Origin of the sequence: Polaribacter butkevichii (genome assembly GCF_038024105.1) — a bacterium.
Lineage (GTDB): Bacteria > Bacteroidota > Bacteroidia > Flavobacteriales > Flavobacteriaceae > Polaribacter > Polaribacter butkevichii.
In genome coordinates, this window is record NZ_CP150661.1 from 244,325 (window position 1) to 269,594 (window position 25,270).

General features: G+C 31.7%; 11 protein-coding genes. 10 read left to right on the forward strand and 1 reads right to left on the reverse strand.

Annotation, left to right across the window (positions count from 1 at the left end; all coding sequences use genetic code 11):
* Nucleotides 1–21 precede the first annotated feature (21 nt).
* From WG951_RS00825 to rhaT, 7 genes are all read left to right on the forward strand, one after another.
* Nucleotides 22–2,574 (forward strand): InlB B-repeat-containing protein, encoded by a 2,553-nt coding sequence (locus WG951_RS00825; protein ID WP_170062874.1) that lies wholly within the window; start codon nucleotides 22–24, stop codon nucleotides 2,572–2,574.
* Nucleotides 2,575–2,618: 44 nt separating this feature from the next.
* The gene (locus WG951_RS00830) at nucleotides 2,619–5,519 is read left to right on the forward strand and encodes a glycosyl hydrolase (protein WP_105048324.1); all 2,901 of its coding nucleotides are present in this window, start codon (nucleotides 2,619–2,621) and stop codon (nucleotides 5,517–5,519) included.
* A gap of 31 nt (nucleotides 5,520–5,550) precedes the next feature.
* Nucleotides 5,551–7,044 (forward strand): sulfatase family protein, encoded by a 1,494-nt coding sequence (locus WG951_RS00835; RefSeq protein WP_105048325.1) that lies wholly within the window; start codon nucleotides 5,551–5,553, stop codon nucleotides 7,042–7,044.
* 7 nt (nucleotides 7,045–7,051) lie between these two features.
* A complete protein-coding gene (locus WG951_RS00840; protein ID WP_105048326.1) occupies nucleotides 7,052–8,452 on the forward strand; it encodes a sulfatase family protein in 1,401 nt (466 codons plus the stop codon).
* Nucleotides 8,453–8,600: 148 nt separating this feature from the next.
* Nucleotides 8,601–11,948 (forward strand): glycosyl hydrolase, encoded by a 3,348-nt coding sequence (locus WG951_RS00845; protein WP_105048327.1) that lies wholly within the window; start codon nucleotides 8,601–8,603, stop codon nucleotides 11,946–11,948.
* Between the two features lie 21 nt (nucleotides 11,949–11,969).
* Complete coding sequence (locus WG951_RS00850) at nucleotides 11,970–13,403, forward strand: L-fucose/L-arabinose isomerase family protein (protein WP_105048328.1); 1,434 nt, start codon at nucleotides 11,970–11,972, stop codon at nucleotides 13,401–13,403.
* A 33-nt stretch (nucleotides 13,404–13,436) separates the two neighbouring features.
* Entirely contained in the window at nucleotides 13,437–14,489 is a 1,053-nt protein-coding gene (rhaT, locus tag WG951_RS00855) for an L-rhamnose/proton symporter RhaT (protein WP_105048329.1), read from the forward strand.
* Nucleotides 14,490–14,712: 223 nt separating this feature from the next.
* On the opposite strand, the gene WG951_RS00860 is transcribed toward rhaT, so the two are convergent.
* Nucleotides 14,713–16,755, reverse strand: a complete 2,043-nt coding sequence (locus WG951_RS00860) for a DUF7402 domain-containing protein (protein WP_105048330.1) — start codon at nucleotides 16,753–16,755, stop codon at nucleotides 14,713–14,715.
* Nucleotides 16,756–17,753: 998 nt separating this feature from the next.
* On the opposite strand from WG951_RS00860, the gene WG951_RS00865 reads away from it, so the two are divergent.
* The 3 genes from WG951_RS00865 (at nucleotide 17,754) to WG951_RS00875 (ending at nucleotide 25,261) form a co-directional block, all read left to right on the forward strand.
* Entirely contained in the window at nucleotides 17,754–20,618 is a 2,865-nt protein-coding gene (locus WG951_RS00865) for an alpha-L-rhamnosidase (protein ID WP_105048331.1), read from the forward strand.
* Nucleotides 20,619–20,914: 296 nt separating this feature from the next.
* Nucleotides 20,915–21,874, forward strand: a complete 960-nt coding sequence (locus WG951_RS00870; protein WP_105048332.1) for a T9SS type A sorting domain-containing protein — start codon at nucleotides 20,915–20,917, stop codon at nucleotides 21,872–21,874.
* A 399-nt stretch (nucleotides 21,875–22,273) separates the two neighbouring features.
* Nucleotides 22,274–25,261, forward strand: coding sequence for a SusC/RagA family TonB-linked outer membrane protein (locus WG951_RS00875; protein WP_105048333.1), 2,988 nt, complete (start codon nucleotides 22,274–22,276; stop codon nucleotides 25,259–25,261).
* The last annotated feature ends 9 nt before the right edge of the window (nucleotides 25,262–25,270 follow it).

Here is a 25,270-nt window from a genome sequence, read left to right on the forward strand (position 1 = left end):
TATAATTTTAAAATGAATAAAATGAATCAATTAATAAAAATTATCACTTCTGTGTTATTTTGCCTAAGCTTTTTCTTTATAGAAGCCCAAGTAACGCTGTCTACAGATTTTACAGATAATAGTTATAAAAATGAACCTTTGCACAATATTTGGGATGTTGCCAATCGTATAAGTCCTACAAACGGATCTAACATAAGACCTGGTCTTAAAATGAATATTGTTAGAATGGTTGGTGGTATTAGAAAAGTTGTTAATGGGGTTTCTCAAAAAGATTTAGATTTCGATCCATGTCTTTACGATTCAATAAATAACACTTACGTTTATAGATGGGAACCACTTATTGAAAGACTTAATAAAGTGGTAAACTCTCAAACAGAGATTCTTCAAATAGCATTAGATCAACCGCCATGGGCTTTTCAGCATGGTTATACATTTATTCCAGAAGGAACTAGAGATAATATAAATTTCCGTGAAAACGAAAAGATGTCTATTTATGGGAACTCATTACCTCCTGCTAATAAACAAGCTTATCATGATTTTATAAAGGCTTTAATGACTAAATTAGTGGAAACCTATGGAGAAGATCAGGTTTTAAAATGGCGTTTTAGAGTAGGGTCTGAGATTGAAACACCAGATCATTGGTTTGGTACAAAACAAGATTTTATAGAGCATTTTGAAAATACCGAAAAAGCTATTAGATCCATATTACCTAATGCTATTATTGGGCTTCATACAAGAGCTCCAGGTTTTTTATTTAAAAACGGAACCGAATTAAATTATAAAGGAGAACCTTTTGCATCATTTTCTGACGATCTTATCGAGTATTCTTTTGATAATAATTTAAAATATGATTTTTGGGGAATATCAGATTATGTAATTATTGGCAATAGTTCTTTAAGAAACATGAAGGACAAATACGATCATCTTTTTGCAGGATTAGTAGATCACCCAAAATGGAATACAAATACCAAAATAGATTTGATGGAATATGCTACTACAACGACTATGAATGGAGCTGATGGTAAGGGGTTTATAAATAATGCAACCTCGCATGCAGAAATTGTAGAATTAGCTTTTTCTAATATTTTTTATAAAAATAAAGACAAAGGTTTAGAGTTTGTTTATAGATGGGGAAATGGATCGGGTACTCAAGATCCACCAGCTATAGCAACATTAAATACAATGAATGGTTTAACACATTATACTACTGAACAGTCAGGTTTGCCAAATACATCAACCAATGAATTAGATGCCATTTTTACTAAAAATGAAGAGACTGACGAGTATGATGCTTTGATTTATAATTATAACTCAAATACATTAGCTTATATGGACAATGAGGCTGTAAACCTTTCTTTTACTACCGACTTACCAGTAGGAACAACTTATTATTACCGAAGCTTATCGTACGGAGAAGACAATAATAAACTTCAAAACTTTTTAAAAGAAAATCCTAATACGGTTAAATCTGGTTTTAATAATAGAGGTGATGCAAGTCGTATATTAACAGAGGCAGGTTTAACAGCTTATAATTCATATGTAAATCCAAATCCGCATGAGTATAGTGAATGGACAGCTGTAGTAACTACATCTCGTACAGATGGTGGAAGTGGTTCTGTTATAGCTTTAAACACAGAACTACCGTCTTTTGCTTTTCAGAAATTTGAATTTAGATCGGATGCATTTTTTGTAAAACCTATAGCGCCAACGTCTGTAGTATGGACAACCACTGAAGATTTTTCACCTTGGGCTGCTGTAACTAGTGGGGTTGTAGTAAATGCAGATAATGATAAACTTAGCTTAAGTTTTTCTGATGGATTTGCTTTTCCAATGTCGGCTATTACAGGATTAAATATTAATTCAGAGCTTTTTGGAACATTAAGAATGGTTGTTAGAAATAGTACAGAAAAAAGTAATGTACAAATGGCCGCCAATGTGCCAGGTAGTGGGTTTTCGGCAAGTAGAAAAAAGATAACTATTCCTAATGATAATGAATGGAGAACAATTGATGTAGATCTTACTAATTGGGCTCTTTGGACAGGTACTATAACCGAATTTAAAATATACAATAGTGTAAAAACGGGAACCTTAGAAATAGATTCTATGGCGTTTATTCCTTTAGAAACGGCTTCTACATACAATATTACACTTACACAAGAAGGTAATGGATTGTTAAATTATACCAGTGGAACTGCTTTTTCCGGACAGGAGTTTAGTTTAAGTGCCATTGCTAACGAAGGTTGGGAATTTCAAAGCTGGACAGGAGATATAATAAGTACAGATAATCCGTTTAATTTAACAGTAAATTCAGATTTAAATATAAAAGCAGTTTTTATTAAAAAAACTTTATCTGTAAAAGAAAATTCGCTTAATAATATAGCGGTATATCCTAATCCTAGTAATGATGGTATTTTTACTATAAATACACCTCTAGATCAAAGTTGGGAAGTTTATAGTATTACAGGCAATAAAATTTTAATAGGTAATGGCGATAAAGTTGATATATCTTCATTTTCAAAAGGGATGTATATATTAAAAATAGGAAGTACGTTTAAAAAGCTACTTTATAATTAATTTTAAGAATTAAATTGTTTAAAATTATCATAATAAATATAGAAATGCATAAATTAAAGAGATTATCTACTTACGCTAACTACAAAAATGTAGTTACAAGCACTTTTATTGTTTTGGCAATGTGTGCGCTACAGGGGTGTAGTAGTAGCCAGAATTCAAGCAATAAAAACGTTGATATTAAAAAAACAAGTCCAGATCTTTACAGTAGTTTTCAAAATCCACCAGCCCAAGCACGTCCGTTTGTACGTTGGTGGTGGAACGGAGATAAAATTAAAGCGAAAGAATTAGATAGAGAATTAGAGTCGCTTCATAGTGTTGGTTTTGGTGGTGTAGAAATTAACCCTATTGGTATGCCAGCAGCTCCTGATAATGGCGATAAGTCTTTAGTTTGGATGAGTGACGAATGGATAGATATGGTAGTACATGCTAGTAAAAAAGCCAAAGATTTAGGCATGATTACCGATATGATTGCCGGTACAGGTTGGCCATTTGGTGGAGAGTTTCTTAAAGATGACGAAACTTGCCAACGTATGGTTTCCGATAATGTGGTGTATAAAGGTGGCGAAACTATTTCTGTAGACGAGCCTTTTCTTATCAATTTATATAAAGAAAAATATAAAAACTACCGTGCTCAAAAACACATTAGCGAGCGTACAACTTACAAACTATCGCATGTAACGTTAGTACCAGAAAATTGCGAGAATGCCAATGAGGTGATAGATCTTAAAAAGCATATAGATAGCAACGGAAAATTATCTTACAAGATAGAAAAAGAAGGGAATTATTTTTTAAGCTATGGCTTAGTACAACAAAATTTTAGAGATGTAACATTAGGTGCGCCAGGTGGTGCAGGACCTGTAATGGATCATTATAAAAAAGAAATGACCTTAGCGTATTTAAATAGATTAAAGAAAATATCTGAGCGATCTGGATATCCTTTAAGCGATTTAATAAGAGCTTTATTTTGCGATAGTATAGAAGTTTCTGGAGCAAACTGGACCGATGGTTTTGCTGATATTTTTTATAAAGCGTATGGTTATAAGTTAGATAATTGGATGCCTTTTGTATTTTATTTAGCCTATGATGATTATTCAAAAGATAAATATTCTAAAAATTTCACACCAGAGTTTAAAGATCAATTAAAGCGTGTACGTTATGATTATAATAAACTATTGGTAGAAACATTCTTAAAAAACTTTACCCAAACTTATAAAGATTTTTGTGAAGAAAATAATGTACTATGTCGTTACCAAGCTTACGGAACACCATTTTTAATGGGGCTGTTAGATGGTAATATGATACCAGATATTCCAGAAAGTAATAACTGGATTTATACCGTTGAAATGAAAGATTCTATCTGGAAATGGAAAGAAAGTCATGGGTATATGCTTTGGAACATGCACGCATCAGCAGGGGCACACTTAACAGGAAAGAAAATTACAAGTAGTGAAGCATTTACCAATTTACATGGGGTTTTTAAAGCAACCCTTGAAGAGATAAAGCAACATGATGATATGAATTTTATTACAGGAATTAATCATACTGTAGTGCATGGTTATAATTATTCGCCACCCGAAGTTGAGTTTCCAGGATGGGTGCGTTTCGGTACTTATTTTAGTGAACGAAATACATGGTGGGAGCATTTAAGTCATTGGACAGATTATAATGCACGTTTATCTCATGTATTTCAAAATTCGCAAGCAGAAAAATCGGTGGCTATTCTTGGTCCAACTGCAGATGTCTGGGGAGATTACGGATTAAACCGTGGCAAACTACAAAACAACTTAGGGTATTTGTATAAATTATGGGAGCCTATTAGTCAGTTAGGATATTCGTGTGAATACATCAATCAAAGAGTTTTAGAAGGGGCTGTAATTAATGAAGGGACAATTTCTTTTGGTGATATGACTTATGATTTACTTGTTTTAGCAAGCTTAAAATCGATTAGTCCTGAGGCTACAATCATTATAAAAAACTATGTAGAATCTGGAGGAAAAGTAGTAGTTGTAGATCAAATGCCTACAAAATCATTACATTTTAAAGATTTTGAAAAAAATGATAACATTGTAAAAAGTACTTTAGATAAGTTGTTGGCAGAAAATCCTAAATCTTTTATTCAGGTAAAAGAACCAAAGACTTTAGATGACTTATTGCCATGGACAGAACAGATCTTAAAAGAATCTAAAATTGCTGCAGATGTTGTCATTAGCAATCCAACTAAAAAGGTGTATCAATTACATCAGTTTACTGCAGATAAAGATATTTACTTCTTTACGAATATACACAGATTCGAAACCACCAATTTTGATGCTAAATTTCCTGTTGAAGGGAAATACCCTTGGGTTTGGAATCCTGAAACAGGAGAAAGAACACCGTATTATTATGCTTCTAAAACAAATGAGTTAAGCATCAGTTTAAATCCTTTAGAATCTTTATTATTAATTTTTGAAGACGAAAAACCATCTGTAAAAGCTGTTCCTGTAAGCACTAAAATAAAAGATTCTAAAGTATTAGATGTTAATTGGACCGTAACAGGAAATCAAATAGATAAGCAAACTTTTACGTGGCAAATGAAAGAACTTATCGATTTTAGCAAATCTAATGATAGCACACAAAGTGGTTTTGGTGGAAAAATAATTTATAAAACAACGGTAAGTAACACAGCAGGTTTTACACACCTAGATTTAGGTGATGTAAACGAAGGAGTTACAGAGTTGTACATAAATGGACAAAAAGTAGGGAAACGTTGGTACGGAAAAGCGCTTTATAATATAGAAGATTATCTTAAAAAAGGCAATAATGAAATAGAAATTCATTATACCACAGTATTGGCAAACTACGCAAAATCGCTTAAAAATAATAAAATGACCATTGGTTGGACTAAACGATACAAAGATTTAGTACCAACAGGTATCGAAGGGCCTGTAAAGCTTTTAACATATTAAAATTGATAAGAACAATTGTAAATTAAAAACAATGAATATAAATAAGATATTAGGTTTTTTAACCTTAGCCATAGCATTATCAAGTTGTGATAGTGTTAAAAAAAATAAGAATTCTAAATTAACAATCGAGTCTAAAAAAAAGCCTAATATCGTTTATATTTTAACCGATCAATGGAGAGGTTCTGCATTAGGGTATGCAGGTAACCCAGATGTTAAAACACCCAATCTAGATAAGTTTGCTAAAGAGGCTGTAAATTTTACAAATGCCGTTTCGGTAACACCCGTTTGTACACCGCACAGAGCCGCATTACTTACAGGTAAATTCCCTACATCTACAGGGATGTTTATAAACGATTTGTATTTACCATCAGAAGAATTATGTATGGCCGAAATTTTTAAAGCAGAAGGCTATAGTACCGCTTATTGGGGTAAGTGGCATTTAGATGGTCATGGTAGATCTACCTATATACCAAAAGAAAGACGCCAAGGTTTTGATTATTGGAAAGCATTAGAATGTTCTCATAATTATACAAAAATGCCTTATTATGATAACGAGGATACGAACATTAAATATTGGAAAGAGTATTCTCCTTTTGCCATAACAAAAGATGCAAACCAATATTTAACCAATCATGCAAAAGATGAAAAACCTTTTTTAATGATGATTTCTATTGCTACACCTCATTATCCGCATCAAACAGCACCTAAAAAATATAAAGAGATGTATCCGCCAGAGGCGTTAACAATAAATCCTAATGTACCAGAAAGTTTAGAGCAAAGAACACGTAAAGAATTACAAGGTTATTATGCACATGCAACAGCTACAGATGAAGCAATAGGGAATGTATTGGCAAAACTTAAAGAATTAAACTTAGTAGATAACACCATTATTGTATTTTCTGCAGACCACGGAGAAATGATGGGAGCGCATGGGGTAAAACCTTTTGTAAAACAATTAGCTTGGGATGAGGCTGTTAGAGTACCTTTTTTAATAAGTTATCCATCTATTGGAGAAAATAAAGGGGCTGTAGTTAATGCACCTTTAACAACTCCCGATATTTTACCCTCTTTATTAGGGTTATCAAATCTTAAAATACCAGAAAGTATAGAAGGAGAAAATATTGCTACATTAATAAAAAATCCAGATCCAAATGCAGATCGAGCAGCTTTAGTAATGGGGGTAGCACCTTTTGGAGCTAATTTTAAAGACCCTCCGTACAGAGGTATTAGAACAAAACAATATACGTACGCAAGAACTCCGGAAGGAGCTAGTAAGCTTTTTGATAATGTAAACGATCCTTATCAAATGAATAACTTATTAGATAAACCAGAGTTTACAGAACTTCAAAAAAGTTTAGATGATAAACTTAATATAGCTCTAAATAATATAGGTGATGAATTTAAAACACGAGCGTATTATTTAAAAAAATGGAATTATACGTTTGATGAAAAAAGAAGAGCTGTAGATTGGTGGAGTTTTGATGAGGGAAAAGGAGTAGTGCAATCGCCTAAAGCAATTAAATAATAATAATATGAAAAAATTAAGTATTTTCATCTTTTTTACAATTTTTAATTTAGGAAGTTTTTACAAGGTAATAGCGCAAAATCTACCCAATATTGTAATTTATTTAGCAGATGATCAAAGTCAAGCAGATGGTTCTGTTTACGGTGCTAAAATATTAAAAACACCCACAGCCGATAAATTAGCAAAAGCAGGTATTACTTTTAATAATGCTTTTGTGGCATCACCATCTTGCGCACCAAGTAGAGGTGCTTTTTTAACAGGATTAATGCCTGCCAAAAATGGTGCCGAATGTAACCATACATATCCTTCGCCTAGTAAATTAGTATTAACAGAAAATCTTCAGAAAGCAGGTTATCAAATACTAAGCTTTGGTAAAGTGGCTCACGGAAGTATGAATGAAGAGATGGGAAAAGATGGCAGATTTGACTATCAATCGAGTCCTAAAGTAGATTTGTACAAAAATGTTACCGAGTACTTTGATGCTAATAATACAAAAGGACCTATTTGTTTAATGGTCGGTGATCGTCGGCCACATGTACCTTGGACAACCAATAATATTTATAACCCTAACGAGTTAACATTACCTCCATCTTTTATAGATACCAAAAGTACGCGTCAACATTGGGCGCAATACTATTCTGATATAACAGGAATGGATGATGAAATGGGGAAAGTTTATAAACTAGCACAAAAGAAATTTGGCGATAATTTTATCTTTATTTATACGGCAGATCATGGTGCGCAGTGGCCTTTTCATAAATGGAATTTGTATGATAAAGGCATAAAAGTACCTATGATAGCTGTTTGGCCAAAACATATTAAACCAAATACTAGAACAGACGCTATGGTAAGTTGGATTGATATTTTACCAACTTTATTAGATATTACCAATTCTGAAATACCAAAAGAGATAGATGGTAAATCGTTTAAAAATGTATTGGAAGGAAAAGCAGATAAGCACCGCGATTTAATTTTTACAACCCATACGGGCGATCAAACTAAAAATGTATATCCTATACGAAGTGTTAGAGATACACAATTTAAATTCATACTAAATTTACGTCCTAATACATATCATTCTAATCATTCAGATATTTTAAGACGACCAAATTCTGATGGGTATTGGGATTCTTGGGATAAAAAAGCAGAAAAAGACCCAAGAGCCGCAGCCATTATTCAAAAATATTATGTGCGTCCAGCTGAAGAGTTTTATGATTTAGCAAATGATCCTGATGAACAAGTTAACCTTATTTTTAGTGAAAAACATCAGCAAAAAATTAAAGCCATGCGTTTATTACTTGATGATTGGTTAAAAGAACAGGCCGATAATAAAGACGTATACACTATGCCATATCCTATTAATGGTCCAAAACCTCATGACATTTATAAAACTAAAAATAGTCATTAATTAGAATAATGAAAAAACAACAAATAAACAAGTAGTAGATAAATCATCGAAACCAATTTTCCTTTCAATCTATCAGATAATGTTAGGAGTTTAGATTAAGGTACTATAAAAATTATATAAAGAAGTTATTACTATTGGTTATAATACAATGAATAAACTAAAAATTTTAATAGGAATACTATTGCTAGGATGCTCTAGTTATGCGCAGAAGCAAGAGAATCCTATTTCAGAACAATTATTTAAAAATCCATCACCAGAGAATCGTCCAAGAACGTGGATGCATGCTATGAGTGGAAATATGAGTAAAGTAGGTTTAACTAAAGATTTAGAAGCCATAGCAGATGTAGGTATTGGTGGTATCATTTTATTTAATGTAACACATTATGTGCCTAAGGGTAAAGTTATTTTTAATTCTGATGAACATATAGAAATGACTGCGCATGCGGCGGCAGAATGTGAACGTTTAGGCTTAAGTTTTGGAGTGCATAATTGTGATGGTTGGACTTCTAGTGGAGGGCCGTGGGTAGCGCCAGAACACGCTATGAAACGTGTAACTTATAATCAGGCTATTGTAAACGGAGGTAACGTAAAACTACAGTTAGAAACACCATCGCAACGTGGTGGTTTTTATAAAGATGTGGCTGTTTTAGCATATCCAGCGTTGGCGTCGGATATAGAGGATTATGAAAATAAACCTACACTAAAAAGTTCTCAAAAAAGCCTTAAACTAAACCTTTTGGTAGATCAAAGAATAGATGTTGAAACAAATTTAGAGGGAACCCAAAAGAAACCGCAATGGATAGATTTTAACTATGGCAAACCTTTTACAATGAATTCATTAGCAATGAGTTTTTATCAACCACCAAGAAAAAAAGGAAAAATCTATTTAAAAACTTCAGAAGACGGCATTACTTACAAGATCATAAAGGAAATAAAACCTATGAATATTGTAAAGTTCGAACGTGCGGTAGAATTAGATTTTAGAAACATTACCTCAAAATATTTTAGAATAGAATCTGAAGTGCCATTACAATTAACAGAAATTAGTTTAAGCAACCTTAAACGTATAAATAACACGTTGGCACGTACCTCTCTGTTTAAAATAGAAAACTATAAAATGCCAACAATTAAAAATGTAAATCCATCAAGCATTATCAATAAAGATGAGGTTATCAACCTAACGGATTTTATGGATGATAAAGGAAACCTTAACGCTAGTTTGCCAAAAGGAAAATGGACAATTATGCGATTTGGTTATACCATAACAGCTGCTTTTAATGTGCCTGCATCAGAAGAAGGTACAGGTTGGGAAGTAGATAAAATGAGTAAAGAGTCTTTTAAAATATTTTACGATGGTTATGTTAGAAATGTAATTGATGCAACAAGAGCTGTTGCGCCAAATGCATTACAATACACAGAGATTGATAGTTATGAAGTTGGTGGCCAGAACTGGACTAAAGATTACGAACAGGCTTTTAAAAAAGAATTAGGATACGATTTAGTAAGTTTTTTACCTCTTTATGCTGGTAAATATGTTGATAATAAAGATACTAGTGATCAGGTTTTATGGGATATTAGAAACTTTAATAGTAAAATGATTACCGATAATTATTTCGATTATTTTACAGAGTTATGTCATGAAGATGGATTAATTAGTTACGTAGAACCTTATAGTTTTAATGGCGATTTTAATGAGTTAGATGCAGCACGTAAAGTAGATATTACGATGGGTGAATTCTGGATGCATCAACGTTATCAAGCAGGAACGGCTGTTTCTGGAGCGCGTATTTACGGAAAAAATGTGGTGTCTGCAGAAGCATTTTCTGCAAGACCAGAGATAAACTGGAAAGGACATCCTGGAAGCTTAAAATTAACAGGAGACAAAGCGTGGACTTTAGGTATTAACGAATTTATGTTTCATCGTTTTGCGCACCAAGCCAATACACACGTAAAACCAGGGATGACAATGAGTCAATGGGGTTCTCATATAGATCGTACACAAACTTGGTGGTACAATGCAGGTAGTGCTTGGTTTAAGTATTTAGCTCGTGGGCAATATATGTTGCGCAAAGGGATTCCTGTTTCAGATTTATTAGTCTTTGTTGGTGATGGATCTCCAAATTCAATTATAAAAGAACATATGTTTAGTCCGGCTTTGCCTAAACACATTAATTACGATTGTATAAATGCTGATGCTTTGTTGCATAGAGTGGAAGCAAAAGAAAATAAAATGGTATTGCCAAACGGAATACAATACCAAGCTTTATATCTTAAAAATATAAAAGAAATTAAATTAAAAACTTTAAAAAGAATAGCCGAATTAGCCAATAAAGGCGTTGTAATTATTGGAGAAAAACCACAAAAATTAGGAAGCTATGCGGTTTCTGAAAAAGATAAAATAGAGTTTAATAAGTTAGTAGATCAAATTTGGACTCGAAAAACAACTTATTTATCTGGAGATTGGGATACTATTTTTAAAGCAAATAATATACCAACAGACTTGTTTATAGAAGGCGGAAAAGACATTAATTATATACATAGAAAAACAGAAAATGAAGATGTTTACTTTTTTTATAATCCAGAAAATGAAGCGCGTACATATCTGTGCACCTTTAATATAGAAGGTAAAATTCCGGAATTATGGAACCAAATGACAGGTGAAGTCACTAAACTGGCTGCTTTTACAAGCGAAAACGGACAAACAAAAGCGTTAATAAGTTTACCTGCAGAAGGCTCTGTATTTGTTGTGTTTAGAGAATCATCAAAAGGAATACAGTCTATAGTGCCAAAAAGTTTAAAAAGTAATGAAGATGTAACTACAACTTTAACAAACGATAATACCATAGATGTTGAAGTTAAGGCGAACGGAAATTATAATTTTAAATTAAATGACGGAAGTTTAAAAGCAATTAAAGTAAAAAACCTTCCAGAACAAATAACTGTTTCAGGAACTTGGAGCGTCGATTTTCCTGATGTTAAAGCCAAAGAGAAAAACTTTTCTTTTCCTAAATTAATAGATTGGACTTCGCATAAAAACGAACAAATAAAATACTATTCGGGAACAGCAATTTATAAAAATGAGTTTGTTGTAGGTAAAAATTATTTAGAAGAAAACAACAAAGTAACACTAGATTTAGGAGTCGTAAATATTGCTGCTAAAGTAATTGTTAACGGAAAAGATTTAGGTATAAGTTGGATGCCTCCTTATGTTTTAGATGTTACTAAAGCTTTAGTAAAAGGAAAAAACACCATTCAAATAGAAGTCACTAACCAGTGGACAAACCGTTTAATTGGAGATGAAAATTTTCCAAGTGAATCGGGTATGAGTAGAAAAAATGAATATATGCCAGATTGGTATTTAAATAATGAACCACCACCTTTAAAGCAGCGTTCTACATTTACAACATTTCCTTTTTACAAAAAAGGAGATGAAACCATACCTGCAGGATTGGTAGGGCCTGTGGTGTTAAAAGTATCTCGAATAATAAAAAAATAATAGAAAATAAAAAGTTTAAAAATGAATATTAAAAAAGAAAGTGGAATAAAAGTAGGTCTTTTCGGTATAGGCTTAGATACTTATTGGCCGCAATTTGATGGGCTTTTAGAACGTTTAGAAGGTTATCAAAAACAGATAGCTGATAAAATGGAAACATTTGGTGCAGATGTAGTAAATGTTGGTTTAATTGATTCGCCTGTAAAAGCAAGAGTAGCAGCAGATGATTTAAAGAAAAATGATGTAGATATTGTGTTTTTATACGTTTCTACGTATGCGTTATCCTCTACGGTTTTACCGGTTGTACAAAAATTAAAATGCCCCATAGTTATATTAAATATTCAACCAGTTGCTGCCATTGATTATGACAAATTTAATAAAATGGGAGACCGTGGGTTAATGACGGGGGAGTGGCTTGCACATTGTCAGGCATGTTCTGCACCAGAAATAGCAAATGTATTTAATCGTTCTGGGTTAGATTACGAATTTGTAACAGGATATTTAGGTGAGCAAACAGTTTGGGATGATATTCAAGATTGGATAGATGCAGCTAACGTGGCTTCTGTTATGAATAATAATCGACTAGGTGTTCTAGGGCATTATTACTGCGGAATGTTAGATGTATATTCAGATTTAACGAAGCAATCGGCAGCTTTTGGTACGCATATAGAAGTTGTTGAAATGTGCGAAGTAAAAAAATACAGAGATGACGCCACGGAAGTAGAAGTGCAAGCAAAAATTAAAGAATTTTACAATACTTTTGAGGTTGTTGAAGAATGTGAAGAATCAGAATTGATTCGCGCCGCTAAAACATCGGTAGCACTTGATAAATTAGTAGATGCTCATAACCTTGGTTCTTTAGCCTATTATTATGAAGGAGAATCTGGGAATGAATATGAAAACATTGTAACCTCTGTTATTGCAGGAAACACCTTATTAACAGGAAGAAATATACCTGTAGCTGGCGAGTATGAAGTTAAAAATGCACAAGCCATGAAAATTATGGATGCCTTTGGTGTTGGTGGTTCTTTTTCTGAGTTTTATGCCATGGATTTTAATGATGATATTGTGATGTTAGGTCATGATGGTCCTGCACATTTTGCTATTGCAGAAGGTAATGTACAACTAGTGCCACTGCCTGTTTATCATGGTAAACCAGGTAAAGGATTGTCTATTCAAATGACAGTAAAACATGGTCCGGTAACCTTGTTGTCTGTAGTAGAAGGTAAAGATGAAGTATTTTTATTAGTAGCAGAAGGCGAATCTGTAGAAGGACCTATTTTGCAAATTGGAAATACAAATAGCCGTTATCGTTTTTCAATAGGAGCAAGAGCTTTTATGAATGAGTGGTCTAAACAAGGACCATCGCATCATTGTGCTATTGGAGTAGGTCATATTGCTAATAAAATTGATAAACTGGGTAAATTATTAAATTTAAAAGTGGTTAACATCTGTTAAAATAGAATTAATTAAAAATTTAAAACATAAAAAATGCAAGCAATATTAGGAGTTTTATTTCATTCGTTAGGCGGTGTGGCCGCAGGTAGTTTTTACATGCCTTATAATAAAGTAAAAGGTTGGTCTTGGGAAACCTATTGGATGGTTGGTGGCGTTATGTCTTGGCTTATAGTGCCACCTATAGCAGCTTGGTTAACCGTACCAGGTTTTGCAGAAATAATAGCTGCAAGTTCAAATACAATCTTGTTAATTACATTTGTAATGGGATTACTTTGGGGTGTTGGAGGTTTGTCTTACGGGCTTGGTGTACGTTACTTAGGGATGTCCTTGGGGAATTCTGTAGTACTTGGTTTTTGTGCTGCTTTTGGAGCTATAGTACCTTCTATTTATTACAATATTAATCCTGAAGCAGGAAAAACATCTTTTACAGATATGTTGGCCGATTCTGGCGGACAAGTTGTATTACTTGGTGTTTTAGTGTGTGTGTTAGGAATTGCAATTTGTGGAAAAGCAGGAGTTCTAAAAGAAAAGGAACTATCCGATGAAGAAAAAAAGAAAAGTGTATCAGAATTTAATTTGGTAAAAGGGCTAATAGTAGCTGTGCTTTCGGGTATTTTAAGTTCTTTTTTTAGCTTTGGTATAGAAGCAGGAAAACCTTTAGCAGATGCTGCTGTAGCTGCAGGCTTCGATCATTTATATTCTAACAATGTTACATTTGTTGTTATTCTTTGGGGAGGGTTGGTTTCTAATTTAGTATGGACTACAATATTGAGTATCAAAAATAAATCATATAAAGATTTTACAAATAAAAGCACACCAATATCAAAAAATATTATGTTTTCTGCATTGGCAGGAACCATCTGGTTTTTACAATTCTTTTTCTATGGAATGGGAGAAAGTAAATTGGGTAATGGTGCTAGTTCTTGGATTTTACATATGTCTACCATTATTTTAACTGCAAACCTTTGGGGTGTTTATAGAAAGGAATGGGCTGGTGTTGCTAAGAAAACAAAATATACCATTACAGCCGGAATTTTAGTGATTCTTTTATCTGTAGTTTTAGTAGGAATAGGGAATTCTATTTAAAATTTAAAATGGGTATTTATGATAATTGTTATTGGTAATATTAAATTCTTAATGTTTTATTTTTTTTTGAAAATACAGAATACCAAACTTAGATTTTTATTTTAAAAAAATAAAAGTAGATAGAAATTTTACCGAGAATTATACATAAATATAAAAACTCACCAATTCTAATTTTATAATATTAGAAAAGGTGAGTTTATTTTTATTTAATAATTTGTTTATCTTATTTTCTAATCAATTTATGCATTGTTGATTCTTTATCATTTGTTAAACGTAATAAATAGATACTAGATCTTGCTACGTTTTTAAAATTAAATTCAAGTGCATTTTGCCCCTCAGAAATTGTTTGCTTTAAGATTAATTGTCCTGTTAGGTTATATACTTCAGCTGAGGTATATTTTTTATTAACAGGTAGCATTACATTAACAAGGTTCTTAAAAGGATTTGGAAATGTTGAAACTTTACTATTAGTTTGGTTTGTGTTTTCTGTAATAGTTTCTTGTTTTGGTTGTTGAGATTTACGAAGTGCGTTTGTACCAAAAACTTGAAACTCAGATAAGCCAACATTATAACCAGATCCATTTGTAACTGTAAAACGAACAGCCGTTACGGTTTTATTAGCAAATGTAATTTCTTTTGCAGCTCCGTTGTTTGGTAAAGCAGCTACATTTATTCTAGAACCATCACTAAATGTAAGTGTACCGCCGTTAATTTTATCGGTAGCATTTGGTCTATCAAACAAAACAACTTTGTTAATAGTATAAGCAGAATTCCAATTTATTTGAACGTAAGGGTTTGATTCTCCGTTACTAGCCCATTCACCATTTCCATGTTTGCCAACAATACCGTCTGCTACTTTTTCTTTAGAAAAAGCATTATTAGGATACTGTGAAGATGCAGTAATACTGCTGTTGTTAAGAGCAACGTTGCTGCTACTACTAGAGCCTCCAGAAGAGCCATACACTTCAAATTCAGACAACCCATTGTTTAAACTATTTATACCATCGGTTACATCTAGTTGTACCCAAGTAATCGTTTTAGAATTAAAAGTAAATTCTTTTCCTTGACCATTATTAAATAAAAAATCTACAGGAACTTGACTTCCATCGCTAAAATATAGAATACCACCACCAACACCATCAGTAGCATTTGGTCTGTCATAAAGAATAATCTTGTTTACAGAAACAGGTTGATTCCAAGTAAGTCTAATTTTAGGTAACTTTTCACCATTACTAGCCCATTCTCCATTATTGTGCTGTTGTTTTATTCCATCTATTGCTTTAGAACCAGAATAGTTTGCAGAATATTGAGAGGATACAGAAACTTGAGCACTACGCGCTAAATTTCCACTAGTATTTGTTGGTGGAGGTGGAGGTGTGTTTTGAAATGCTGTATTAATAGCATTAGCATATTGAGCGGTTTGTGGTGTATTATCAAACTCATCATATATCCAAATAAAACCACCACCAGCTTTAGAGCTACATGAGTTTTTCCAGTTTTGCATTACATTTTGAATTTGAGAAGGGCTTTCTCTGTTAGAAGCTCCCCATCTACCACCAATATTAGTAATACCAAAATCCCATTTAGTTTGGCAAGGGTTATTACCAGCACCACCTGCATAACACTGAATGTAATTTCTATCTACATTACCTGGGTATGCGGCATTAACTTGCTGTACTAAGCTTCTCCAAAAACTATCTCTATTGTATGGTACAATAGCATTTTTAAATCCTAAACTAGCCAACATTTTGGTAAAAGCAACGGTAGACGCTAAGTCGTAAGTAACTTCATCATCATTATTAATGGCATCTACCATAGGAAAAGTTTCTCTTAACTTTTTAAAATTTTTATAAATGGTTGTTCCAGGGCCAAACCCTTCCGATTCATAAAAGCTTTTAAGTACGTTAAATGTTTGAGCTCCTGCCGCACCAATACCAAATTCTATACGATTTACACTTGTTGGTGCTTGTTTTAAGCGTGCAAGGTTGTTTACAAAATTGCCACTTTCTGGATCATTACCTCCAATATATTGACCATTATCAATAAGGTCAAAATCATAATTAAAATTAATTTTACCAGTAGATTCAATATGTAAAGTCCAAACAATAACTGTGTTAAAGCCAGAGCTTCGTAATTCATTAATAGAAGTGTTGCTATTATAAATAGCGCCTCCGCCGTATACAGCAGATACTTGGGCAATTAAAATATTATTTCCTGCAAAAAACAAAAGAACTGCAAGAATAATACTGTTTACTAATTTTTTCATTTCATTTAGTTTAAGTTAATTAATAAAATTTATTTATGGTATTAACTATTTGTTGTAAACCTTGTAGTACTTTTTTAATTAGTAACTAAAGATTCTGAAGTTTAATCAGAAAGAAAAATACTAGTTTAAAATAATTTTTCTTTTAAAAGTGTTAAGATTTATAGGGTTAGTTGTTATATAATAATTTTGATATAGTGCAGTTGAGGGGTGCTCTATACCAATAAGTAAGTCTGATTAAAACTTGTTAAATAGATAATATAGAAAATTATTGTATAGGGATGTTTATTTGATTAACACCATCCTATAAAATTTAATATTTTCTAGCTTTAATAAGAATACGAATAAAATTGTGGCTTTCTGTCAAAATATTTTAAATTTTTGGTTAGGTTAGAGTAACTGAATTTTGAATCTGCAGTAGCAATATACTGTTTAGATCTTTGTTTATGTGTTGCCTTTTCTAAATAATTTTTAAGAGAAATGGACGTAAAGAGTAACAAGACTTTACTGAGTTTTGTTACTGTTAATAATTGAAATTTGTTTATCATTTTAAGTTTAATTTAGTTATAAATCTTAACAGATCTAAATTACAGTACTATTTTTTTAAGAATATCCTGTACTGTCTGTACCTAATTGTATTTGGTTGTGTAGGTTACTTTAGAATAATTGAAACAATAAAAAGCTTTTGTGTTTGTTTTTTTGTTGATTTAAGAAAATGCTACACAAAAATTAGAAATTAAATAAGAATAAATGTTTTTTAAGCCTATTTACAAGATATATTATTCCTTAAATTGAATATATTTAACAAATTGTTGTTTTTTTAAAGCTGAAATTTTATGTAAGTAGTTATAGAAAAAGACAATAAGATCGATCTTGTTTTAAAAGTAAAAACAAAATAAAATGTTAAGATTAATCGGATAAAAAAAATCTCAGTACAGTACAGGACGATGGTATAAAATTATAAGATTAATTTCAATTTTTATAAAATTAAAATATTAAAAATGCATAAAATTAAATTTTTATTAGCACTCTTGTTAATTCCTTTTTTAAACACATCTTGCAACCAAGAAAAGGTAGATAAATTAGCATCAGTAACGTTTCAGTCGTTAACTTGTAATACCAAAATAAACCCAACAGCTATTGAAAGTAAACAACCAATTTTTTCATGGATTGTAGCTGTAGAAGGTAACAATAAATCGCAATCTGCTTATCAAATATTAGTAGCATCAAGTTTAGAAAAATTAAATAACAATCAGGGAGATTTATGGAATTCTGGTAAAACGGAAGAAGCTAAATCAACTTACGTAAAATATAAAGGAACAAAACTTAATGCAGTAACTGCGTATTACTGGAAAGTAAAAATTTGGGACGAGAAAAAACAAGAATCAGATTGGTCTGAAACTCAAAGTTTTCAAATGGGGTTGATAGATGAAGCAAATTGGGGAGACTCAAAATGGATAAGCCTAAATAAAGATACAAGAACATCAGAACATAGTTTTCGTGAATACAAAACAGGGCCAATGAAAGCACCTATTATGGTTAATGGGCAAGCAGCATCTTATTTTAGAAATGTTATTAATACAGAAAAAGAAATAGAAAATGCACAAGCTTATATTTGTGGATTGGGGTATTATGAACTTTATTTAAATGGTGCTAAAGTAGGCGATCATGTTTTAGATCCTGCTCCTTCTAATTACGATAAACAAGCCTATTATGTAAATTATGATATTTCAGAACAACTAAAATTAGGTAAAAATGCTTTTGGAATCATTTTAGGGAATGGTTTCTATGGGCAAGATATTTCTTGGAAAAGAGACCCAGAATCAGATAAAGATATGTCTTACGGCCCACCAACGGTTCGTTTTTTAATTAAAGTAACCTATAAAGATGGTAGCAAAAAAGATTTTTATACAGATGAAAATTGGAAAGAATCTACGGGGCCAATAGTATTTAATAATATTTATGGAGGTGATACTTATGATGCTCGTTATGAAATTAATGGTTGGAATACTTTAAATTATAATGATGAAAAATGGGGGAATGCAAAAGTTGTTTCGCCAAAATTAAAGAAGATTAGTTCACAACAAATTCCTGCAATTAAAAAATTAAAAGAATTTGTGCCTCAAAATGTATTTAAAGCTCCAAATGGAGATTGGATTGTAGATTTCGGTCAAAATATTGCTGGTTGGGTAAAGATAAATGTAAAAGAAAAAGAAGGCCAACTTATAGAAATTACAACTACAGAATCTTTGTTAAGAAATGGTAAAGATGTTTTTCAAGGTTCTACAGGTGGTGGAGCAAATGGTATGGCTCAAATTTATAAATATATCTGTAAAGGAAACAACTTAGAATCTTGGGAACCAAAGTTTAGTTATCACGGATTTCGTTATGCTAAAATAAAAGGTGTGTCTACAAAACCAGACAGTAACATGATTAAAGCTGTTTTAGTGGCTACAGACATTCAAGAAAAAGGAAGTTTTAGTTCATCAGAACCTTTATTTAATAAAATGCATAGCATTAGTAAATGGACTATTGTTGATAATGTACATGGTATTCCAGAAGATTGTCCGCATCGCGAAAAATGTGGTTGGTTAGGAGATGCACACGCGTTTTGTGAATATGCATTATATAATTATGACATGTATGATTTCTATAAAAAATACATGGAAGATATTCGTACTCAAATGAGACCAACTAAAGGACATAATAATCCTGAAATTAAATTTCAAGTACCAACCATGATTGCGCCAGGTAAAAGAACATCTTCTTATGCAAAACTAGATTGGGGTGTGGCAACAATGTATTTACCTTGGTATAATTATTTGTATTATGGAGATGATGCTATTGTAAAAGACTACTATAAAGAAATGAAAGGTCTTACAAATTTTTATCTTTCATTTAAAGATGAAAATGGAATTATTCAAGACGGAATGGGAGATTGGTGTCCACCAAGGTGGGATAGAAGAAAGAACCCAGGTGCTATGGAGTGCGACCCAATTATTTCTGCCAATGCTTATTTCTATGATATTTTAGGTGTTATGGAAGGTTTTGCAAAAATAAATAAGGACGCTGCTTTTGAAGCTGAAATGAAAAAGGAAAAAGAGCAATTAAAAGCCGCTTTTAATAAAACCTTTTTAGTTGCTATACCAAAAACAAACTTAAAATGGTATGGTAGTCAAACAGCAACTGTACAAGCATTACAGTTTGGTATGGTTCCAGAATTAGAAATAGAGCAAGTAGTAAATGGTTTGGTGTATGATATTACAGAAGTAAAAGGAGGGCATCATTCTACAGGTATTCATGGTAATAGATATATTTACACTGTTTTAACTAAATATGGAAAAGCAGATTTGGCGTATCAAATTTTAACAACACCAGATTTTCCTAGTCAAACGTATGTAATGAATAATGGTTTTACCACTTGGCCAGAGCGCCAGTTTGAATGGGAAACTATGGAAGGACCATCTAATTCTTTAAACCATCCTATGCATAGTGGTTTTGCTGCTTATTTTTATGAATCTTTAGGAGGAATTAAATCATCAAAAGATAATGTAGGTTATAAAGTATTTACAGTAAACCCAGAATTTCCAAAGAAAGTTACATCAACTTCAGTTACCGTACCAACACCTTATGGAGATATTAAAAATGACTGGTCTTTAAAAGAAAATGTTTTATCTATGGATCTTAAAGTGCCATTTAACACCAAAGCAAAAGTTGTTTTAACCGATAATGAATTAAAGTCTGTTAAAATTAATGGCATCTCTGTTAAAGACTATAAGAAAGACAATGGTATTGAAATACAAGAAAAATCAGTAATGTTAGGCTCAGGAAACTATAAAATTGAATATTCAAAAGATAAAGACTAAACCTCATACAAAGTGTGTAAGTTTTAAAAACTCAGAATTTATTAAATTCTGAGTTTTTAATTTTATGTTAGTATTGATTATTTTATTTGCAGTTTTTTTAAGTTTAAAATCAACTAATAAATTACACTGATTTAAAAAAGAAATACTATAAACTATCTGAATTTAATTTTGGATAATGTTAGTTAATAATAAAAAGTAAAAAAATTGTATTCATGTAAATGAAACACCCCTTATAGAGCAGGATACTATAAAGAGGCTTATTTTTTATCATTGTAATTAAACAACAACATTTCTAGATGATGAAAAAAAATGCATTAATAATTTCTCTTTTATTACTAACAATAGTTTCTTCGCAACTATTCTCTCAAACAACAACATGTAATGGTACTTTACCTTTTGAAGAGAAAGATGGACTTTTAACCATAGAAATGGAATCTGGTATTATAAAAGATAACCGATGGAAAATAGGAACAGAAACTATTAATAATGAAGAAATAAAATATTTACATTGGACAGGAGCAGAATCTTTTAATGCACTTTCAGGTGCACCCATAGAGTATAAGATTAAAATAAATACACCTGGAACTTACAGATTTGCTTGGAGAATGAGAGTAGGAAAAGGAACTAGTAAAGGTGAACACAATGATGCTTGGTTAAAAATAGATGCAGAAGATTTTTACGGAATTAAAAATGGAGCTAAAGTGTATCCAAAACCTTACTGTAATTCTAGTACAGATTTAACTTGTGCAGCTGGTACTTCTGTTAATAATTATATTAAAGCATTTGGTAATAGATTAGATTACGGTTTTGTAACCAATACAAATGACCACGTTGCACATAGAGTTTTTGTAACTTTTAACGAAGCCAAAGTGTATACGATTACTGTAGATGCTAGATCTTCTTATTTGTTTATTGATAAAATGGTTTTAAGAAGAAATGATATTTCAGATAGTGCAGCGTTTAATTTATCTAACAGCGAATCTTCTTGTTATGACGCTTCCTTATCAACAGAAGATCAAAAAAAAAATAATCAAATAAAAATATACCCAAATCCAACAAAGGGTAAAGTAGATATTAAAAATTTACCATTAAATTCTAGTTTGGTAATTTATAATATTTATGGGGCAATTATTCGTACAATAATTACAAAAGATATTAAGAATACAATTGATATAAGTGATTTAGAACCGGGCGTTTATTTTATTTCAAATAATGATAATAAAAATAATTTTGTAAAAAAAATAATCAAAATATAGTTTTTTAGATTTGAGAAGTTTTTATTTAAATTATAAATTTTATGAATAATTAGACTTTTTTTACATTAGATACTCTAAATAAAAAGCACAAAATTTTAATCCTGTAAGACAATATTAGTCTTACAGGATTTTTTTATGACTGTGATTGTTATTTGTTAAAAATGAGTTTACTAGTTTTTAAAAAAGAACTCCATTATTGTATTAGAAATTAGAACTGATATAAAAAAACAAACAATAATTGCTTGCAGGTATGTACAGGATACCAAAGACTAGTGCAGGATAGTTCGTAAAAATTATCACAATATATTTAGATATTATTAACAATTAAACCAATATTTTATGAATTTAAAAATTTTTTCAAGCAAATGCCTGAGATTTAAAAAAAGGTGGCTATTCTTTATGTTAGCTTTATGTTGTATAGGGATATCGAGTGCCCAAACAGTTAAAGGTACGGTATCTGCCGATGGAGAACCATTACCAGGAGCTTCTGTTTTGGTAAAAGGAACATCTAATGGAACAGTTACAGATTTTGATGGTAATTATTCTGTTAATCTTAACTCTGGAACAACCTTAATATTTTCTTATTTAGGGTACGCATCTAAAGAAGTTGTTGTAGGTAAGCAAACCCAAATTAATATAATCTTAGAACAAGACAACCAACTTGATGAAATTGTTGTTATTGGGTATGGTACACAAAAAAAATCAGACTTAACAGGTTCTGTTTCTAGTGTAAGTGCAAAAGATATTGCAGAAGTACCTGTATCTAGAGTAGACCAAGCGTTACAAGGTAGAGCCGCAGGTGTTCAGGTAACACAAACAAATGGTGCGCCAGGAGCAGGAACAGTAATTAGGGTAAGAGGAGGTAACTCTATAACTGGTAGTAATGAACCTCTTTGGGTTATTGATGGTATTGTAGTGGGTACAAACTTTAACCTAAATAATATTAACAGTAATGATATTAAATCTATTGAAATTTTAAAAGACGCATCATCTATTGCAATTTATGGTTCTAGAGGAGCCAATGGAGTTGTTTTAGTGTCTACAAAAAGTGGTACAAATGCAGGTTCTGGTAAACCACAGGTAAGTGTAAACTTATATACAAGTATGCAACTTGTACCAGAATTACCAAAAATGCTTTCTCAAGCAGAGCAAATAGCGTTTACAAATGAAAGTGCAACCTTTAGATCTGCAGCAGAACCTTTTCCTAATGATCCGTCTACCTATGCAAATAATGACTGGTATGATATCATTTTAAATGAGGCACCAATACATAATGCAGATGTTTCTATTGCAGGTTCATCAGAAAACGGAAATGTAAATTACTACAATTCTTTAAATTACTTTAATCAAAAAGGGTTAGTTATTAGTTCTGGTATCGAAAAATTTATTTTTAGATCTAATTTAGATATTAAATTAACAGATAACTTAAAAACAGGTTTTAGAGTAAATTATTCAAGAATTAATCAAGAAAACGGTTTAACCGCTTTTAGTAATGCTTTTGTAACTTTACCTACACAGCCTATTTATAATGAAGATGGCACGTATAATGGATTTGATGATGTTATTGGCGCTCCGTTTTCTAACCCAGTAGCAAATGTAGCGTTAAATACCAACGAAACATTTTCTAATAATTTATTAGCAACAGCTTATTTAGAATATAGTCCTGCATCAAATTGGGTTATTCGTTCTACATTTAGTCCAGAACTTAATAATACAAAACAAAATAGATTTACCTCTAGTCAGAGTCCAGATTTGCTTGTTGTAGAAGATTTAGGTAGAGCAAGTGTAAGAACAGTTGCTAGCCAAGGTTGGAATAACGAAAACACGGTACAATATCAATCTGATTTTGGAGAAAACCATAGTGTAACAGCATTAGCAGGAGCTTCTTTTCAAAAAGTATCTACAGAAATTACACAAGCAGAAGCATTTGGTATAACAAGTGATGCTACAGGTTTTAATAATTTAGCAAACTCAGATCCAAAGAGAGCTGTAGTAAGTAGTGATTATACTAGTTTTCAAATAGCATCCTTTTTTGGGCGATTAAATTATAGCTACAAAGATAAGTATCTATTAACTTTGGTTGGTAGAACAGATGGTAGTTCTGTTTTTGCAGCAGGAAACAAGTACGAGTTTTATCCATCTATAGCAGGAGCTTGGAAAATTTCTGAAGAAGCATTTATGAAAGATCAAGATGTATTTAAAGATCTTAAATTAAGAGCAAGTTATGGTAAATCAGGTAACCAAGCAATTGGGCCTTACAGAACCCTTGCGTTACTAACAGAAGCAAATACTACACTAGACGGAAAAGAAGTTACGGGGTTAACATTAGGTAGACCTTCTAATCCAAATTTACAATGGGAAACTACTAATTCTTTTGATTTAGCATTAGAAGCATCCATATTTAATGGTAGAATTTTTACAGAATTAAATTACTACTATAAAAAAACAAATGATTTATTGTTAGATGTAAGTATCCCTAGACAAACAGGTTTTACGAGTCAATTACAAAATGTAGGATCATTAGAAAATAAAGGATGGGAGTTTTTAATAAATTCTAAAAACATTAGAACAGATAATTTTAGTTGGAATTCTACCTTATCATTATCAGCAAATAAAAATAAAATTTTAGATTTAGGTGGTGTAGATTTTATTGATGTTACTGTAGATGCTATTTTAGGATCTGGAAATACTAGATTAATTGTAGGAGAATCTGTACCTGTTTTTACCGGAGTTAATTACTTAGGAACCTGGAAAAGTCAAGAAGAAATAGATGCCTCTGGGTATACAGACCCACAAGTTGTTGGAGGTCCAAAATTTGAAGATTTAAACGGAGACGGAATTATTTCTACAGAAGATAATGTTGTTTTAGGAGACCCTACACCAGATTTAATTTTTGGTTTTGAAAACTCATTTACATATAAAAATTGGGATTTATCATTCTATTTTCAAGGAACTGTAGGTAATGATGTGTTTAATTTAAGAACCCGTAATCATTATTTTAATCGTGGAGAGACTACTAAATTTGCAGAGTTAGCAAATCGTTGGACACCAGAAAACCCAACATCAAACATTCCTAGAGCAGGTGCAGATTCTGTAACCAATACACCAAGTAATTCAGAATACGTAGAAGATGGATCTCACGTTCGTCTTAAAACAGCAAGATTAGCTTATAATTTACCTGTAGATAAATTTGGTCTTGGAGGTGTAAAAAATGCAACTATCTATTTTTCTGGAACTAACTTGTTGCTTTTTTCTAATTTTAGGTTGATAGACCCAGAAACAAGTAGTTTTGGTAAAAATGGTTTAGGCAATATAGCGCAAGGTTATGCTAATGGAGAGTATCCTAACCCAAGAGTACTAACATTTGGTATAAACGTAAATTTTTAATAAAAGAAA